Origin of the sequence: Nonomuraea sp. 10N515B (assembly GCF_052245915.1) — a bacterium.
Lineage (GTDB): Bacteria > Actinomycetota > Actinomycetes > Streptosporangiales > Streptosporangiaceae > Nonomuraea.
In genome coordinates this window covers 22,601-38,724 of record NZ_JBQQBQ010000030.1, presented here as the reverse complement: position 1 = coordinate 38,724, position 16,124 = coordinate 22,601, and the positions used below count along the sequence as shown (strand labels likewise).

The window sequence follows — 16,124 nt, the reverse complement described above, 5'->3', positions numbered from 1 at the left end:
GGGCCGCATGTCGGGTTTGAGCATCGGTCAGGTCGCCGAGCGCACCGGGCTCAGCGTGCACACACTCCGGTTCTACGAGCGGGAGGGGCTGCTGGCCCAGCCGGTACGGCGGGGAACCGCAGGGCACCGGGTCTACAGCGAGGGTGACGTCGACTGGCTGGGCGTGTGTATCCGGCTGCGGGCCTCCGGCATGCCCCTGACCGACATCCGGCGCTACACCGAGCTCGTCAGGGCAGGCCAAGGCAACGAGGTGGAACGGCTGGAGGTGTTGCGCGAACATCGGGAACGGGTGCTCGCCCAGATGCATGAACTCAAGGAGTGCCTCAAGCTGATCACCCACAAGGTGGCCGTCTACGAGAGCCGTCTGGGTTTGCGGGACAACGTCCCAGATTGTGCGCCCTAAGCCTCTTCGGGGATTCCTTCGATGCTCACCGTTGGAGGGGCCGGCCGCGGGTCCAGAAATCCACGGAGGCGGCCAGGTCTGACGTCGGCACGGTGGGTTTCCAGCGCCGGCCATACGTGCCGTGTCAGCGGCCGCGTCAGCACGGCGACGGCCCGCTATCAGAGGGGTCGGCGATCGTAAAGGCCATGAACGGCGCGGCGGTCACGGCCACCAGGCCGAGGCCACCGGGCACCAGCAAGAACCCATCTCTCACAAAGGAACACACCATCATGGCCATCACCCTCTCCGAGCAGGACCAGCACACCCTCCGCACCGCCGCCTGGGGCGCCGTCTCCCTGATCACCGCCGCCGGCGCCGCCGGCTCCCCGCACAAGGCGGCCACCCAGGCCTCCATCGCCCTGACCTCCGCCACCGGCGTCGTCGGGCACGTGCTCACCAAGGCGCCCAAGGGCCTGTACAGCAGCAAGACCACCGCCGCCCTCGCCGACCAGGTGCTGCCCGCCCTGACCGCGTCCATGACCCTGCTCCAGCAGCTGGACGCCGCCGAGGCCGACAACTTCCGCCGCACCGTTCTCGTCACCATCGAGGCCGCCGGCCACGGCCAGAAGAGCGAGCCCAGCCCCACCATGGCCGAGATGGCCCGCAAGATCACCGCAGCCCTCGACGCCGCCTGATGGGATGTCCGCCTCGTGTCACAGGGGTCCGTTTCGAACCCCTGTGACACGACGGCGTGCGCACGATCAACGGTCATGGGATCGGCCCATTCACGCGGTCAGGGTTCGGCTCTGCGATCGGAGTCCGGCCGAAAAATCGTTTGCCTCGCGTAGTGGGCTCGGGGAATGTGGTGTCCATGAGGCTCTGACGGACAGCACCGCTATTTCGAGATGCCACGGCGCTCACTCGCCGCCGTGATGCCGCATGCCCACATCCTGTTCAGCGAAGAGAGCGTCTTTGTCTCAGCAACACTCCCTGCCTCCGGCCGCTGCGGCCACGGTCACCGTGTTCGCCTCCCCCACGAGCTGGATCGAGTCCGATGCCGTCGCACAGTGCCGTCAGGTGGCCGCCCTCGACGGCATGATGCACGTCGCCGCCATGCCCGACCTGCACCCCGGCAAGGGCGCCCCCATCGGCGCCGCCATGACGTCGACCGTCCTGTACCCGTTCCTGGTGGGCTCCGACATCGGTTGCGGCATCGCCGTGTTCCCCATCAAGCTCAAGCGCGCTGTACCCGAGAAGCTCGCCGCCCGGTTCCCCGACCTCGATCGCGCGCTCGACCCTGAGGAAGATGCCGACGATCCCGCCTGGACCGTGGTGAAAGGCGACATCCCCGCAGGTCACGTCGAAGGGCTCGGGACGGTCGGCCGGGGCAACCACTTCGTGGAGCTGGCGCGGATCGGGAGCGTCTTCGAGCCGGAGCACGCGAACCGGCTCGGGCTCGACGCCGGCGACCTGGTGCTCATCGTCCACAGCGGTTCCCGAGGGCTGGGCGAGCGGATCCTGCGGGCGCACACCGAGGTCCACGGCGCGGGCCCCGCTCCTGATCCCGGTGCATACCTGGCGATGCATGACGGCGCCGTACGCTGGGGGTCGCTCAACCGGCGACTGCTGGCCGCCCGGGTCGCTCATGCCCTGGGGGCCGAGCCCACCGAGCCGATCGTCGACCAATGCCACAACCTGGTCGAGGTCCGCGACGGCATCTACCTGCACCGCAAGGGGGCGGCGCCGGGTGACGGCCGTGACGTGCTCATCGCCGGTACGCGAGGCACCCCGTCCTACCTCGTGGCAGGCCACGCCGGGCCGAACGCCAACCATTCCGTGGCCCACGGTGCGGGCCGCAAGATGTCCCGTGCGGACGCGCTGCGCCGGGGGAAGGCCAAGCACACGGTTGAAGAGCTGCGCCGCACGCCCATGGGGTCGCTGGTGGTGTGTGGCGACCGGCAATTGCTGTTCGAGGAGGCGCCGTCGGCGTACAAGCGCATCGAGCAGGTGATCGACGACCTCGTCCACCATGACCTGGCCACACCCGTGGCCACCACGATCCCGCTGGTCACGTACAAGACGGCTGACCAGAGAGACCACCGGGAGCACCGCCGTAAGCGGGGGCGGTCGTGAGCGACCACCTGCTCCTGTCCGCCGGGCGCGGCCCGCAGGAGTGCGCCTGGGCCCTGGCCCGGTAAGTGCGGGCCCGTGAGGACACGCCGCGATGGGCGGTCTCCCGGCCCAACCGGCGGATGTACCTGTGAGAAAGCAGGCGACTCAGCGTTGCAGGCCGTCCCATGACCACCGGGGGATGCTCAGGCCCTCCGGTACGTCGTCCGCGGACTCCGGATAGCGGGCCATGGCCGTGGTGGTCGCCCAGGCGAAGTAGTCGTGCAACACCTGCCGGAGCGGCTCCCCCGTGGTCAGCCCCACGTCCTCAAGAGCCCGGTCGAAGCAGGCGATCGCGCGGCCATCCATCTCCTCGTGCGGGCCGTTGCCGCTGTGCATGCGCACGACGGACGTCTCGTCGCCATACTGATCTGAGTAGAGGGTCGGTCCACCAAGTGCCTCGGCCCAGTACGCGGCCAGCCGCTCGGTGTGCTGAGGGTGAAAGCCATGGCCGAAGGCATGGCCGACCACCTCGTCCGCCATCACGCGAGCATGCCACGCTTCGGCAAGGCGGAGCAGGCCCTTGCTGCCGCCCACGGCCGTATACACAGTCTCCATGCACCGAGAATGCCAGGGCCGGCAGACAATCCACAGGCCCCGCCTTGGTCAGGAGCCGCTGGATGAGGACCATGTCCTCAGGAAAGAACCCCCCGCACGGAGAACTCCCGCGCGGAAGATCGCGTCAAAGCGTGAATGAGTTCCTTGCGTGTGTTCGTGGCGGCTGCCCTCATCGTCTGCGGCGCCGGATGCGGCGGTGACGTGGCCGGCCTTCGGCAGGGTCATCATGCGCCCACTCCGGGCCAGGCCTCCGCGGCGCTGCTTCTGCCGGAGCGGCCGGGAGATCTCCATCTGGAGCAACTGGTCACATCGGAGGCCGAGCAGGATCCGGTCACGGCGTACGCGGAAGGCGCCACCCTCGGCGGCAGGACGCTGGCCGTCCTCGTGACAGCGTCGGAGGACGGCGAGCAGCCGTATGGTGGAAAGCCGGTCAAGCTGGACAAGCACGAGGCGACCATGGGCGGATCGGGACAGCACCGCTGGATCACCTGGCCGGTAAGGTCGAGCGAGGACTTCGAGTCGTTCGCGGTGCTGGGCCACGGGTTGTCGGAGGCCGAGCTGATCAGGGCGGCCAACGGAGTGGCAGAGGATCTGCGGCGGCCCCGGATCGACGCCGCGTATCTGCCGCAGGGGCTGAACCTCGTCAAGACCGGTTCGCTGCCGATCGGCAACTGGCAGGCGGAACTCGGCGAAACCGAGCAGGTCTGGACCAACCGGCGGGCGCGAGCCAGGCTCTCCGTCAGCCAGCTGCCCGGCGATGCCGGCATGGAGATTCTTACCGGCGCCACGGTCATGGGAGAGCCTCGGGAGATCCGCGGCACCACCGGCCTGGCGGGTGGCGACCTCCTGTCCAGCGGATCGCTCAGCTTGGACTGGGTGCACGACGATCCGGCCCTCATGATGCCCAAGGTCCGGCTCTGGCGGGAGAACGGCATGATCGTCAAGGTGTCCGCGCTGGGTCTGGCCGACGAGGTGGTGGACGCGTTCGTACGAGATCTGCGCCCGGCCGGCCCCGAAGCCGTCGAGCGGGCGCGTGACCAGATCCTGGAGTACCCTCCGGACCTGCTGTTCCCGCCCGCCGACGATCAGAACCGTCCCTTGCGCGTCGTCACGCACGGCAGGAACGCCGAACGGGCCTGGGCCATGAGCGCCGGACTGCAGGGAAGAACCTTCACGTGGAACTTCCGCGTGCTCTCCCGCCGAGCCGAGATCGTGGACGGTGGCGGTGGGAGCTTCGAACCGTGGAAGCCGGAGTACGGCCGGGTGCCGCTGATGATCATGCGTGACGTGATGGAGCTCGGTCTGCCCAGCGACAACGTCCTCGTCGGCTTCGCAGGGACCGGGGTGAGGAAGGTGCGCATCAGCTACTCGGATGGCACCTCGGCAGAGCTTCCGCTCGGTCCGGTGGGTCCGGGCGGCGTCCGCTGGTTCTCCGCCGAGGTGAGGTCCCGCTCGTTCAAGCTCTCCGCCGAGATGAAGGACGGCAAGGTCACCGACTCCGTACGGCGCCTCCCCTGAGCGGCCCGTTGAACCGCCCCGAACCGGTGCGGGAAGGAACGGTGGTCGCGGCGCGATCCCGGCGCGGGAACCTGTTAACTGCGTCACCTGGGCCTCCAACAAAGCCGGAGTGGTTCAAGCAGCGTGTCAAGGCCCTGATCCACGGCGAGCTGCAACTGGCGAAACTGCGGCCTGAAGCCACGGCCGCGGGTGCCGTGACCTTTCAGGATCAGCAGGTCAGGCGGTGAGGGCGGCCGCCGCTTCCCGGTAGATGACGCTCGGGTCCTCCGCCAGCCATGCCTTCACCTGGCGGCTCCAGGAGGTCGGTGTCCGCAGCGCCCAGGTGCAGGCCCGTCACCAGGGTGCGCTGGTGGGCCAGCTCCAGACGGACGTTGTTGGTGAGCGCCCACTCGGCGGCCTTGGCCGCGTGGTAGGCGCCGGCGCCGTCGTAGGCGAGCCACGAGATCGCGGACAGAACGTTGAGAATCGCGCCGTCGTCCAACTGGGGCGCAAAGGCGCGGATCAGGTTGAGGCTGCCATAGAAGTGGGTGTCCATCTCGCGGCGAATCGTGTCCAGGTCCTGCTGGGTGTCGGCCTCGACGAAGGTGGCCGTGAGACCAGCGCGCTCGGCCAGCTCCCGTGCCCGGGCGATCGCTACCGGGGAGAAGTCCACGCCGGTGACGCGGGCAGGCCCGGCACCTCGGGCGATGACCGGTCCGATCCGCGGTGCACCAGCAGGACCTCATCGCCGCGCTCGGCAAGCCGTTCGGCCACCCGGCGACCCAGGAACCACGTCCCGCCCAGCATCAGCGCTCGCTTCATACCTCGACCCTAAAAGCAGCCCCGGCGATGGATCCCTTCGTGCACGGGTAGTCAATGGGCGTGCTCTGGCCGCCAATGACGCAGCCACCGGCCTCTCGCCAGGATGCGGGCATGCGACCAGATTCGACCGTTCAGATGATGCAGTACATCACCGGCGCATGGGTCTCGCAGGCGATCAGCGTTGCGGCCACGCTCGGGGTGGCCGACGAACTGGCCCGGGGACCCCACCAGGTGGAGGAGCTCGCCCAGGCGGTGGGCGCGGACGCCGATGCCCTGTACCGGCTGCTGCGTGCACTCACCGATCTCGGCCTCTTCCAAGAGCTCGACGATCAACGGTTCGCGCTGACGGAGGTGGGCGAGCTGCTGCGTACCGACCAGCCCGGCTCCCTGGCCGGGATGGCCAAGCTGATCGGCGCGCCCTTCCACCGCCGCGCGTGGACCGACCTGGTCGAGAGCGTGCGCACCGGAGAATCGGCCTTCGAGCGGCTGTTCGGCTTCGGCTTCGACCATTTCCGCGACCACCCGGACGACGGGCGGATACTCAACGAGGGCATGACCGCGGTCTCCGGTGCCCTCGTGGCTCCTTCGGTGTTGGCCTACGACTTCAGCCCATTCCGGACAATCGTGGACGTGGGCGGGGGACACGGCGCGCTCCTGGCGGCGGTCCTGTCCGAACACCCCAAGAGCAGGGGAGTGCTCTTCGACCTGCCCCACGTCATCCAGAGCGCCGGAGAGCCACTGGCGATGGCCAGCGTGAAGGACCGGTGTGAGCTCGTGGGCGGGGACTTCTTCGAGTCGGTGCCGTCCGGGGGTGATGCCTACCTGCTGTCGAACATCATTCACGACTGGGGTGACGACGACGCGGTGCGCATCCTCGCCAACTGCCGGGCCGCCATGAAGGACACCGGACGGGTGCTGTTGTGCGAATCCGTCATCCCCGACGCGCCCCGCGAGCCATCCCCCACCACGCTGATCGACCTGGAGATGCTGGTGATGGCCAGGGGTGCACGGCAGCGTACGGCGAGCGAGTACACGCTGCTGTTCGAGCGGGCGGGCCTGCACCTGACCGGCGTCCACGGTGACCGAGGCACCTTCAGCATCGTGGAGGGGCGGCCGTTGCCCGAATGAGATCGGCAGCACGTTCGGCGATCGCGATCGTGTCGAATTCCGTTGATCCTCACAAGGGCCGCAGAGCGGCGCGCCCACAGGAAGAGGCGATGGTGATGAGGCATGCATCGTCAACGTGGCGGCGTAGGAGGTCAATGACGGGGACATCGCCCGCTTCTTAACGTGGCCATGACAGACGTGGGCCGCGGAGAGCGGGCGATGATGATGGAAACGGTCGATTGCATGGTCGTCGGCGCTGGGCCGGCCGGGTTGGCGGCCAGCGCGGCGTTGACGATCCAAGGAGTCGAGCACTTGGTGGTGGAGCGGCACCGGGTGGGTCAGAGCTGGCGGTCCCAGCGGTGGGCCTCCTTCCGGCTCAACACGCCGGGGTGGATGAATCCGGTCCTGGGCCCGCGGCATGCGCGGGCGGACTGCGGTTATGCGACCGGCGCGCAGGTCACCGCGCTGTTGGACGAGCTCGGCAAGCAGGCTCCGGTACGCGAGGGCGTGGCGGTGACCGGGCTGGCATCGGCAGGCGACGGGTTCGCCCTGCGTGGCGCTGACGGCGAGATACGTGCGCGAAGCGTCGTGGTCGCCACCGGTGACCAGAACGTGCCAAGACTGCCCGCGCCAGCCCGTCGGATGCCGAGGCGGATCGTGCAGTGCCACGCGGCGGATTACCGCGACCCGGATGCGCTGCCGGACGGGGCGGTGTTGGTGGTGGGAAGCGGGCAGTCGGGCTGCCAGATCGCCGAGGACCTGCTGGCGGCGGGCCGGCGGGTGGTGCTGTCAACGAGCCGGGCCGGGCGGGTGCCGACTCCGTACCGGGGCCGCGACTGCACCGAGTGGCTGGTCGAGGCCGGATTCCTGGACCAGAGGCCGGAGAAGCTGCCCGACCGCTCGGTTATCGATGAGCCGCAGCCGATCATCGCCCCCGGAGGCCGCAGTCTGAGCCTGCAGGCGCTGGCCAGATCCGGGGCGATGCTGACCGGGCGTATGACGCGGGTCGCCGGCGAGCACGTGCATTTCGACGACAGCACGGCGGCCAACATGGCCGCGGGCGACGCCGCGGCCCGGCGCGTACGCGCGATGATCGACGAGTTGATCCGGCGCAGGAACCAGCCCGCGCCCCCCGCCGAGGCCGACCCGGCCGGCGCGCCGATCGATCTCGATCCTCCGCCGGAGATCGACCTGCGTGCACGCGGTGTCTCCTCGGTGGTGTGGTGCACCGGCTTCACCGGCGACTTCTCCTGGCTGGATCCCAGGCTGCTGGACGCCGCCGGGCGGCCCTGCCATCAGGGTGCCGCCGGGCCGCTTCCCGGCCTGTTCTACCTGGGCCTGTCCTGGCTGATCCGCAGGGGGTCCGGTCTGCTGTACAGCATGCCGGGCGACGCCGCAGTCGTGGCCGAGGCGGTGCGCCATCGACTGGAGGCCTGAGCGCGGTACTCGCCGGGTGGCATGCCGTACGCGGCCCGGAAGACGCGGCTGAAGCGAGTGGGATCGTGGAAGCCCCAGCGGGCGCCGATGGCGCTGACCGGAATGCCGGCCTGGGCGGGATCGGTGAGGTCTCGGCGGCAGCGTTCCACCCGCCGCGCCCGGATCAAGCCCGCCACCGACCTCTCGTGCGACTCGAAGAGCTTGTACAGCGTCCGCAGCGACATGTGGTGAGCCGCGGCGACGGCGGCGGGCGTCAGATCGGGGTCGCCGAGCCGCTGCTCGACGAAGGACTCGACCCGCAGCATGAGAACGCGCTCGCGTTGCTCGGATGTCAACGCCTCGCGGCCCGCCCGGTCGGCCAGGGCGGCGGCGGTCAGGTCCAGGATGGCGTCGCCGATGCGAGACGCGCCCACCCCGGCGTATCCGTCGAGGTCGGCGGCTATCTGACGGACCAGCCCGGCCACAAGCGCGCCGTGCCGCCCGGCCAGGGAAACCGCGGCCAGATCCCGGATATCCCGGCGGGCCGGCGGCAGCAGCGCACGCGGGACCGCCACGGAGACCTGATGGTGGGCCGCCCCGGCGACGCGGACGGGCTGCGACAGGTCGACTAGGACGAGTTCGCCGGGGCGCGCCAGGACCTGACGGTCGTTCTGCTCGACCACCGGGTGCCCGCTCAGCTGCAGCCGGATGACGCAAAGCTCCGGATCCGACTGGCGAATCAACTTCGTCCCGCGCACCACCTGGCCCGTCGGGGCGGTGAAGTCGACAACCCGCAGCGCGCCCAGCTCCGCTGTGCGGATCTCCCACCAGAAGCGGGTTTTGTCCTCAGGGAGCAGATCGACTGGCACGATCGAGTCGGCGAGTGCGTGCCGGAAGTACTCCAGCCGGGCGGCTTGAGGCTGATCGCTGGCTCGCCACACCTTCATTGTTCTCTTGCTACCACCGAGCCTCCTGTCACGCGAGTCCTTTTGGATGGGCATGCACGGCATCTTGTGGGCACTGGCCGGTCTTTGACCTGTTCGTTCGGCTGTCCTACGAAGCGATCTTCACGCGGAGGCAGAGGAGTACGGCTTCACCGTCGGCCACGCCCTGCTCGCCCACCAACACGAGCAGCGCCGGCGGCAAACGCCCGCCGACCAGCCCCTGCTCGACGTTCCAGGTTCGGTCGTGGTCATTTCGGTCAGCGGCCGACGGCAGGCGTGAGGCCGACGAGCTTGGTCAGGAACCGATCGACCTGCTCCTCCAGTGGCGGCCATGGCAAGTCGGGCTGATTGATCCGCATCGACACGGCCCCGTGAACCGCCGCCCTCAGATCCAGTGAGACCTTTGCGGCGTCGTCGGCCGGGGCGAGCCCGGCGTCGATGCACCGTTGCACCGCGGTAGTGGTGCGCTCGGCCAGCTCCTGCTTGAACGACATGGCCACCCGCTGGTTGAGCGTGCTCTCGTGCAGGACTTTGTACAGGCCGGGATGCTCTTGGACCCATCTGCCCAGGAGCAGGACGCGGGCACGCAGCTTCCCCGCCGGATCGGCGGCACCGGTCTCGGCCTGATCGACGGCCTCCACAAGTTCGCGATGGAACCTCTCCAGGGCGGCCAGTACGAGCGCGTCCCGGTCGGCGAAGTGGATGTACATCGAGGTCGCCGCGACGCCGACCTCCCGGGCCACCGCGCGCATGGACAGGGTCTGGTCGTCGCCGAGTTCGTCCAGCAGCCGCAGGGCGGTGTCCACGATGTCCTCGCGTAGCCGCTCGCCCTGGCCGCGCGGGTTGCGGCCCCGCCTGTCGCCACGAGGGCCGGCCGGGGCGGAGGAGGTCTTGTCCATGGTGGCCTATTGTAGGCGAACGACCGTTGCACTACAGTCGTAGCGCTACAGCCGTTCATATAAAGAGGAGTTCCCATGGAGAACCAGGTGAAGGCGCTGGACTCGGTGTTCGCCGAGATGAGCACCGCCACCGACCGCCTGCTCTGGGACGAGGTTCCGGAGCTCACCACGCGCGAGAAGGTCCTGCTGTGCCTCACCGCCGACGTCTGCCAGCAGACCCTCGGCCTGCCCTTCCAACAGCACGTGACGATGGCGGCCGACTGCGGCTTGTCGGCCGACGACCTGCGCGAGCTGCTCCGCTTCGTCGCCTACGACAGCGGCTACCCCGCCGCTCTGGCGGCGCTCGCCCGCCTGACCGGCCTGGAACGGGAACACTCCCTCCCCGCTCCCACCGGCCAGGGCCACGAGGTGAACGCCAACGGCACAGGCAGTCCGATCCCCGAGCCGATGCGGCAGACCGTGGCAGCCCTCGACGCACCGTTCGGCATCTACATGGACCTGCAGTCCCGGATGCGCGCCGACATGCGACTGCTGTCGGTCCGTGAGCGCGCGTTCATCACGATGACCGTCGACGTGCTCTTCCAGACCCTGCAGGAGAGCTTCCGCGCCCACCTGACGCGTGCCCTCAGCACCGGTGCCACGCCGGAGGAGGCCCGTGCCGTCGTACGGTTCTCCGCGCAGTTCGGCATGACCAAGGCATGGCGCGCCATGCACGTACTCGACGCCCTGCTCACAGAACTCGGCGCCGCCCGGGTCTGACCCGGGAGGGAAGCGCTCGCGAACCTTGGCGTCCGCCTGTAGCCCGTGGCCGCACCAACAGTGAGATCGCCGCTTTGCTCAGCGTGACTGCCGTGTCGCCCCTCCCCCAGCGTTGAGGAATTCATCGGGCGACGTAGCCGCCATCGACGGGAAGTGCGACGCCGATGACGAAGCCGGCTCCGGGGCTGCACAGCCACAGGACGGCTTGGGCGATCTCCTCGGCGGTCCCGAGCCGGTTGATGGGCTGGTTGGCTTCGGCCTCGGCGCGGTTGAGCTCGCCCTTGGCGATCATGTCGCTGACCATGGGGGTGTCGATGGCGCCAGGGCAGACGGCGTTGATGCGGATGCCGCGCGGGGCGTATTCGAGAGCGGCGCTGGTGGTCAGGCCGATGACTCCGTGTTTGGAAGCGTGATAGGAGGCACGGCCGGGGAGGCCGACAAGGCCGCCGAGGGAGGAGCAGTTGACGATGGCGCCGCTGCCTTGTGCGCGCATGTGCCGCAGTTCGTGCTTCATGCACGCCCAGACGCCGCGCAGGTTGATGGCGTTGACGCGGTCGAACCTTTCGGCGGGTTCGTCGGCGGCGTCGCTGGGCGGGATCTGGATGCCCGCGTTGTTGTAAGCCATGTCGAGGCGGCCGAAGGTCTCGACGGTGCGGTCGACGGCGGCGGCGACCTGGTCCTCGTCGCTGACGTCGCACGTGAGGGCGAGGACGCGGTGGCCTGCCTCGGTGAGGTCCTTGGCAGCTGTGTTCAGGGCCTCTGCGTTGATGTCGGTGAGGGTGACGGCGGCCCCGGACTCAGCGAAGGCGCGGGCGGTGGCCAGTCCCATCCCGGAGCCGGCTCCGGTGACGAGGGCGACCTGGCCGGTGAAGTCGTAGGTGGGGTTCATATCGTGTTCTCTCCTGGCGGGTGTGAGCTTTCGTTCGGATGCTGGTCACCCAGTCGTAGCGGCCGTAGCGGTCGGAGCCTGCTGCTACTTGGCCACCTCGACGGTGACCTGGCTTCGTTCGAGATGGTTGAGCTGTTCCATGCCCGACTCGACTCCGCCGTTCACCGGACGAGGGAACGCGGGTGTCGCTTTCGTGAGCGCCGGAGGGCGGGCACCGCCGTGTACGGATGCCGGGTCAGGTCCTGGCGCACCGGCGCGGGACCGCCGTGACCGCTGCTGCTGCGCGTTCTCTCCGCGGCCACGCTTGGGTCACTTCAGATTGTTCCGGAAGAACGTGGTCAGCTTGTCGAAGGGGATGAGGTTGACGCGATCGTAGAGATCCACGTGACCGGCGCCGGGAACAACCACCAGTTCCTTGGCTTCACCGGCAAGCCGGTAGGCCTCTTCGCTGAATTCCCTGGAATGAGCCTTCTCGCCCGTGATGAAGAGCATCGGGCGGGGAGAGATCGTCTCGATGTCGGCGAACGGGTAGAAATTCATGAACTTGACGTTGCTGGTGAGCGTTGGATGCGTCGTGGTGTTCGGGCTGTAGCCCCTGGCGGTGCGGTAGAAGTCATAGAATTCGCGCTCGACCGGAGTCGAGTTGTCATTCAGCTGTTCAGGCGTTCCGCTGGTGTATTCGGTTCGACCACCCGCGAACTCGACATCGCGCTGTTGCGCTGCCTGCTTGAGGATGTCCTTCCGCTGCTCGAGGGTGACGGACTTCCTGAGCCCGTTGCGGTTGGCGGCGCCCATGTCGTACATGCTGACTGTCGCGACGGCCTTGATACGCGGATCGATCTTGGCTGCACTGATGACGAAGCTCCCGCTGCCGCAAATCCCGATCGCACCGATCCGCTCCTTGTCGACGAAGGGCCGGGTGCGCAGGAAATCCACCGCGGCACTGAAGTCCTCGGCATAGATGTCCGGCGAGACAGCGTTGCGAGGCCGGCCGTCACTCTTGCCCCAGAACGACAGGTCAAGGGACATGGTGACGAATCCCCGCTCTGCCATCTTCGTGGCGTACAGGTTTGCGCTCTGCTCTTTGACCGCACCCATGGGATGCCCGACCACCATCGCCGGATTCTTCGCGCGGCGATTCAGGTTCTTGGGGACGAACAGGTTCCCCGCGACGTTCATCCGGTACTGGTTCCTAAAGGAAACCTTCTGGACCGTTACGCTGTCGCTGGTGTAGAAGTTGTCCGCACCGTTGGACGTGTCCCCAGGTGGCAGGTTCGGCGTTGAAGGGGCCACCGATGCCGAGGGCGTGGCGGCCTGAGCGGTCGAAGTGAAACCTGTTGCGAAAAGTACACCGAGTACGGCGGCGCCGGCGCCGGCCCGCTTGATCAGGCCACGGCGTGTGCGGTTCCGCCCTGCGGATGCCGTTGTCATCGTCTGTCCGGCGGTATCAGACTTCGTGTTCATCGTTGATGCTCCTTGCGGTCCGCGCCGAAAGCTTCGGCGGCACGGGAATTCAGCGGTTTCCTGATCGGAAGCGATTGGCCCTCAGAGGTGAGAGTGAGTAGCTTCTTGATCGAGCGGCACTGGTAGACAGCTTTCGTTGACGACAGGCCGTCACGCCGTATGACAACACCTAGAAAACCGGCTCCATCGCGTGGGCGGGAGGTCGCGTTTATCGGGGGGACAACCTCCACCCCCCATACCGCCCCGGCCGCTTCATACAGTGAAGATGTGCGCGACAACCGAGACGAGATCCGCGACTTCCTCGCCAGCCGGCGTGCCAGGATCACCCCGCAGCAGGCCGGGCTGGCACCCGGCGGGCGCCGCCGGGTGCCCGGCCTGCGCCGCGAAGAGGTCGCCGTGCTGGCCGGCGTGAGCACCGAGTGGTACACCCGTCTCGAAAAGGGCCACATCAGCGGTGTCTCCGAGGACGTCCTGAACGCCGTCGCCCGAGCCCTCCAGCTCGATGACGCCGAACGCGCTCACCTGTTCGACCTGGCCCGCGCCGCAGGCCCCGGCCCCCGCACCCGCCGTTCCGCTCACAAGGTCCGTCCCGGGCTGCAGCGGATGCTGGACGCCATGACCGACGCCCCGGCCATCATCCGCAACGGCCGTATGGACATCCTGGCCGCCAACCGCCTCGGCCGCGCCATGTACTGGCCGGTCTTCCAACACTCCGCCCCCGGCCGGAGCCCACACCCGCGCACCAAACCAAGCCAGCCGGCCAACATCGCACGCTTCCAGTTCCTCGACCCGGCCGGACCCGACTTCTACCCCGACTGGGACACCGCAGCCGACGTCACCGTCGCCCTCCTACGTACCGAAGCCGGCCGCGACCCCTACAACAACGACCTCACCCACCTGATCGGCGAGCTGTCCACCCGCAGCGCCGACTTCCGCACCCGCTGGGCCGAGCACAACGTCCGCCTCCACCACACCGGCACCAAGACCTTCCACCACCCCGCCATCGGCGACCTCACCCTCGACTACGAGTCCATGGATCTGCACGCCGACCCCGGCCTGAACCTGACCGTCTATACCGCCGCCCCCGACACGCCCTCCCACGACGCCCTCCGCCTGCTCGCAAGCTGGGCCGCCACCCTCGACGCCACGCCCTGCCTCACGCAGGAGGATCAAGGCCACGACCATGTCCAGGAGAAACGGCCTCGTTGACCGCAAGGATCGCGTCGTCCAGCCGCAGGGCGGGCGGACAGCCCCGCAAGAACAGCGAAGTCACGCAGCCGGCCGCGCAGCTGAGGAAACGCTGGTCACCGGGGACGTCGCGGACCCGATCGCGTATATCGACAACACCTGAAGGACATGCTCGTGCAACGGAACGCCTTGCTCATCGGTGCGCTCGCCGCGCTTCTTGCCCTCACGGGCTGCGCCACGACGCCCGCGAGCCCGGCCGCGTCCGAGCCGGACATCTCGGCTCCCTCAGCATCCACGCCGCCGGTACCCACCTCGGCGAGCACCTCGAACACCACGCCCACACAGGTCCCCTCCACAGCGCGTCAGGTAGAAGGCAGCATCGTGCGCTTCACTGCCGGCGATACCTCTGTCGACGTCGTCATCGGCGCTGACAACGCCACGGCTCGGGACTTTCTCGCGATGCTCCCGCTCACCCTTTCCTTCGAGGAGTTCAGCGGCCGCGAGAAGATCTCCTATCTCCCCCGGAAGCTGAACATCACCGGCTCACCGGGTTCAGACCCTGAAGACGGCGACCTCATCTACTTCGTCCCCTGGGGCAACCTCGGCTTCTATTACAACACCGCCGGCATCGGCTACTCAGACCAGGTGATCCATATCGGCACCTACAACGCCACGGCCGAACAACTGCAGCAGCTCGAGAAAGGCGACGTCACCGTCACACTGGCCAGATGAAGCGCGGTGCGCCCCCTCAGTCGTGGGCAGACAAGGCGGGCAGTAGAACACACATCGACCACGACGGATTCCCGGCGACCAGGGGCAGGTCGGGCGATGGGGGCGCGGTTCAGTGAGGCCATCTCCCGACCAGTTCGCCGCACCCATCACACACAGACGGGAATGACTGAGATGGCACTGATTCTGGTGACCGGGGCATCCAGCGGGCTCGGGCACAACACGGCGAACGCGTTGGCCGACGACGGGCACGACGTGGTCATCCACGTCCGCAACCAGGCCCGTCTCACCGACGCGGACGACACCTCCCGGTGGAAGGGCGTCGTCATCGGGGATCTCGCCGAGCTGGACGAGATCCGCGGTGCTGCCCGGCAAGCCTCCAGGTTCGGCCGCTTCGACGCCGTCATCCACAACGCCGGCGTCCTGCACTCTCCCGACGTGATCAACGTCAACATCGTCGCGCCGTACGTACTGACGGCCCTGATGGACAAGCCGGCCAGGCTCGTCTATCTCAGCAGTTCCATGCACCGATCCGGCTCCACCGACCTGCGGCGGCTGACCGCCGGCACCGCCTCCTACAGCGACAGCAAACTGTGGGTCACCACCCTCGCGCTTGCCGTCGCGTCCCGGTGGGAAGGAACCTCCAGCCATGCGGTCGACCCCGGATGGGTCCCCACACGGATGGGCGGTCCTGGCGCACCGGACGACCTGACCGCCGGGCACCAGACACAAGTGTGGCTCGCCACCCACCATGACGTGACCCCGAGCACCGGCGGCTACTGGTACCACCAGCAGGTGCAGACACCGCACCCCGCATCGCAAGACGAAGACTTCCAGGCCCGCCTCATTCACGTCTTGGAGAGCCACACAGGCGTCCCCCTCGACTGACCGCGACCCCGCTGCACTCAGATCAAAGCGGGTCACATCCCGGTTCCAGGCCCGCCCCTGCCGGCCCCCGATCCGTCTCCTCGCCGACCGGGCCGGTCGGCCATATGCTGGTGCAGGACCATGATCTGGGGACATACGAGGGATGGCCTTGAGGGCATTTCCCCAGGTCACTGATACGTTCATGGGCCGCTCTTGCGTGACTCCCGAAGCCGGGAAACGACCTCGGCGGTCACTCCCAATACTGCGGCGACGAGATACGGCCAGGTGATCAGTTCCAGGATGCCGGAACAGTCGTGTGGCGCGGACGTTGACCCGGAAGGTCTGGCGGCACGTCGTTGGGAACACGCCCAGGGCGGCGGTCAGGTACCGCCGGAGCCTACATCGAAGTGTTTACGGATTGGCCCCTCCTCCGG

Annotated in this window: 17 protein-coding genes; 10 read left to right on the top strand and 7 right to left on the bottom strand. The window is 68.2% G+C overall.

Annotation, left to right across the window (positions count from 1 at the left end; all coding sequences use genetic code 11):
- Positions 1 to 7 precede the first annotated feature (7 nt).
- The 3 genes from ACTWQA_RS35010 (at position 8) to ACTWQA_RS35000 (ending at position 2,515) form a co-directional block, all read left to right on the top strand.
- Positions 8 to 403 (top strand): MerR family transcriptional regulator, encoded by a 396-nt coding sequence (locus ACTWQA_RS35010; protein ID WP_443163264.1) that lies wholly within the window; start codon positions 8 to 10, stop codon positions 401 to 403.
- Positions 404 to 672: 269 nt separating this feature from the next.
- Positions 673 to 1,077 carry a hypothetical protein gene (locus ACTWQA_RS35005; protein ID WP_443163263.1) on the top strand — a complete coding sequence of 135 codons (405 nt, stop codon included), beginning with the start codon at positions 673 to 675 and terminating at the stop codon, positions 1,075 to 1,077.
- A gap of 277 nt (positions 1,078 to 1,354) precedes the next feature.
- Entirely contained in the window at positions 1,355 to 2,515 is a 1,161-nt protein-coding gene (locus ACTWQA_RS35000) for an RNA ligase RtcB family protein (RefSeq protein WP_443163262.1), read from the top strand.
- A gap of 144 nt (positions 2,516 to 2,659) precedes the next feature.
- Here the strand turns inward: ACTWQA_RS35000 and ACTWQA_RS34995 are convergent, their stop codons facing one another.
- The gene (locus tag ACTWQA_RS34995) at positions 2,660 to 3,109 is read right to left on the bottom strand and encodes a group II truncated hemoglobin (protein ID WP_443163261.1); all 450 of its coding nucleotides are present in this window, start codon (positions 3,107 to 3,109) and stop codon (positions 2,660 to 2,662) included.
- 135 nt (positions 3,110 to 3,244) lie between these two features.
- Between ACTWQA_RS34995 and ACTWQA_RS34990 the strand changes: the two genes are divergently transcribed.
- The gene (locus ACTWQA_RS34990) at positions 3,245 to 4,627 is read left to right on the top strand and encodes a hypothetical protein (RefSeq protein ID WP_443163260.1); all 1,383 of its coding nucleotides are present in this window, start codon (positions 3,245 to 3,247) and stop codon (positions 4,625 to 4,627) included.
- A gap of 208 nt (positions 4,628 to 4,835) precedes the next feature.
- Here ACTWQA_RS34990 and ACTWQA_RS34985 read toward each other — a convergent pair whose 3' ends face one another.
- On the bottom strand, positions 4,836 to 5,279 hold the full coding sequence (locus ACTWQA_RS34985; RefSeq protein ID WP_443163259.1) for an SDR family NAD(P)-dependent oxidoreductase: 444 nt from the start codon (positions 5,277 to 5,279) through the stop codon (positions 4,836 to 4,838).
- Positions 5,261 to 5,428, bottom strand: coding sequence for a hypothetical protein (locus tag ACTWQA_RS34980; protein WP_443163258.1), 168 nt, complete (start codon positions 5,426 to 5,428; stop codon positions 5,261 to 5,263). Before ACTWQA_RS34980 ends, ACTWQA_RS34985 begins: the two co-directional genes overlap by 19 nt.
- 111 nt (positions 5,429 to 5,539) lie before the next feature.
- Between ACTWQA_RS34980 and ACTWQA_RS34975 the strand changes: the two genes are divergently transcribed.
- Positions 5,540 to 6,556, top strand: coding sequence for a methyltransferase (locus ACTWQA_RS34975; RefSeq protein ID WP_443163257.1), 1,017 nt, complete (start codon positions 5,540 to 5,542; stop codon positions 6,554 to 6,556).
- 168 nt (positions 6,557 to 6,724) lie between these two features.
- Positions 6,725 to 7,972 (top strand): flavin-containing monooxygenase, encoded by a 1,248-nt coding sequence (locus ACTWQA_RS34970; RefSeq protein ID WP_443163256.1) that lies wholly within the window; start codon positions 6,725 to 6,727, stop codon positions 7,970 to 7,972.
- Here the strand turns inward: ACTWQA_RS34970 and ACTWQA_RS34965 are convergent.
- Both ACTWQA_RS34965 and ACTWQA_RS34960 read right to left on the bottom strand, forming a co-directional pair.
- On the bottom strand, positions 7,864 to 8,898 hold the full coding sequence (locus ACTWQA_RS34965) for an AraC-like ligand-binding domain-containing protein (RefSeq protein ID WP_443163255.1): 1,035 nt from the start codon (positions 8,896 to 8,898) through the stop codon (positions 7,864 to 7,866). The genes ACTWQA_RS34970 and ACTWQA_RS34965 overlap by 109 nt on opposite strands.
- A 254-nt stretch (positions 8,899 to 9,152) precedes the next feature.
- Positions 9,153 to 9,794 (bottom strand): TetR/AcrR family transcriptional regulator, encoded by a 642-nt coding sequence (locus ACTWQA_RS34960; RefSeq protein ID WP_443163254.1) that lies wholly within the window; start codon positions 9,792 to 9,794, stop codon positions 9,153 to 9,155.
- 75 nt (positions 9,795 to 9,869) lie between these two features.
- On the opposite strand from ACTWQA_RS34960, the gene ACTWQA_RS34955 reads away from it, so the two are divergent.
- Positions 9,870 to 10,553 carry a carboxymuconolactone decarboxylase family protein gene (locus ACTWQA_RS34955; protein WP_443163253.1) on the top strand — a complete coding sequence of 228 codons (684 nt, stop codon included), beginning with the start codon at positions 9,870 to 9,872 and terminating at the stop codon, positions 10,551 to 10,553.
- A 121-nt stretch (positions 10,554 to 10,674) separates the two neighbouring features.
- Here ACTWQA_RS34955 and ACTWQA_RS34950 read toward each other — a convergent pair whose 3' ends face one another.
- A complete protein-coding gene (locus tag ACTWQA_RS34950) occupies positions 10,675 to 11,442 on the bottom strand; it encodes an SDR family NAD(P)-dependent oxidoreductase (protein WP_443163252.1) in 768 nt (255 codons plus the stop codon).
- A 309-nt stretch (positions 11,443 to 11,751) separates the two neighbouring features.
- Positions 11,752 to 12,906 carry an alpha/beta hydrolase gene (locus tag ACTWQA_RS34945; RefSeq protein WP_443163251.1) on the bottom strand — a complete coding sequence of 385 codons (1,155 nt, stop codon included), beginning with the start codon at positions 12,904 to 12,906 and terminating at the stop codon, positions 11,752 to 11,754.
- Positions 12,907 to 13,173: 267 nt separating this feature from the next.
- On the opposite strand from ACTWQA_RS34945, the gene ACTWQA_RS34940 reads away from it, so the two are divergent.
- The 3 genes from ACTWQA_RS34940 to ACTWQA_RS34930 all read left to right on the top strand — a co-directional run bounded on the left by ACTWQA_RS34940 (position 13,174) and on the right by ACTWQA_RS34930 (position 15,711).
- Positions 13,174 to 14,115 (top strand): helix-turn-helix transcriptional regulator, encoded by a 942-nt coding sequence (locus tag ACTWQA_RS34940; protein ID WP_443163250.1) that lies wholly within the window; start codon positions 13,174 to 13,176, stop codon positions 14,113 to 14,115.
- A 153-nt stretch (positions 14,116 to 14,268) separates the two neighbouring features.
- The gene (locus ACTWQA_RS34935; protein ID WP_443163249.1) at positions 14,269 to 14,826 is read left to right on the top strand and encodes a cyclophilin-like fold protein; all 558 of its coding nucleotides are present in this window, start codon (positions 14,269 to 14,271) and stop codon (positions 14,824 to 14,826) included.
- Between the two features lie 171 nt (positions 14,827 to 14,997).
- Positions 14,998 to 15,711 (top strand): SDR family NAD(P)-dependent oxidoreductase, encoded by a 714-nt coding sequence (locus tag ACTWQA_RS34930; RefSeq protein WP_443163248.1) that lies wholly within the window; start codon positions 14,998 to 15,000, stop codon positions 15,709 to 15,711.
- The last annotated feature ends 413 nt before the right edge of the window (positions 15,712 to 16,124 follow it).

Coding starts and splice junctions, on each gene's coding strand:
- ACTWQA_RS34960 (WP_443163254.1), bottom strand. CDS start 9,794: ATGGACAAGACCTCCTCCGCCCCGGCCGGCCCTCGTGGCGACAGGCGG.
- ACTWQA_RS34950 (WP_443163252.1), bottom strand. CDS start 11,442: ATGAACCCCACCTACGACTTCACCGGCCAGGTCGCCCTCGTCACCGGA.
- ACTWQA_RS34930 (WP_443163248.1), top strand. CDS start 14,998: ATGGCACTGATTCTGGTGACCGGGGCATCCAGCGGGCTCGGGCACAAC.
- ACTWQA_RS34975 (WP_443163257.1), top strand. CDS start 5,540: ATGCGACCAGATTCGACCGTTCAGATGATGCAGTACATCACCGGCGCA.
- ACTWQA_RS34970 (WP_443163256.1), top strand. CDS start 6,725: ATGACAGACGTGGGCCGCGGAGAGCGGGCGATGATGATGGAAACGGTC.
- ACTWQA_RS34955 (WP_443163253.1), top strand. CDS start 9,870: ATGGAGAACCAGGTGAAGGCGCTGGACTCGGTGTTCGCCGAGATGAGC.
- ACTWQA_RS35005 (WP_443163263.1), top strand. CDS start 673: ATGGCCATCACCCTCTCCGAGCAGGACCAGCACACCCTCCGCACCGCC.
- ACTWQA_RS34945 (WP_443163251.1), bottom strand. CDS start 12,906: ATGAACACGAAGTCTGATACCGCCGGACAGACGATGACAACGGCATCC.
- ACTWQA_RS35010 (WP_443163264.1), top strand. CDS start 8: ATGTCGGGTTTGAGCATCGGTCAGGTCGCCGAGCGCACCGGGCTCAGC.
- ACTWQA_RS34965 (WP_443163255.1), bottom strand. CDS start 8,898: ATGAAGGTGTGGCGAGCCAGCGATCAGCCTCAAGCCGCCCGGCTGGAG.
- ACTWQA_RS34990 (WP_443163260.1), top strand. CDS start 3,245: ATGAGTTCCTTGCGTGTGTTCGTGGCGGCTGCCCTCATCGTCTGCGGC.
- ACTWQA_RS34995 (WP_443163261.1), bottom strand. CDS start 3,109: ATGGAGACTGTGTATACGGCCGTGGGCGGCAGCAAGGGCCTGCTCCGC.
- ACTWQA_RS34980 (WP_443163258.1), bottom strand. CDS start 5,428: ATGAAGCGAGCGCTGATGCTGGGCGGGACGTGGTTCCTGGGTCGCCGG.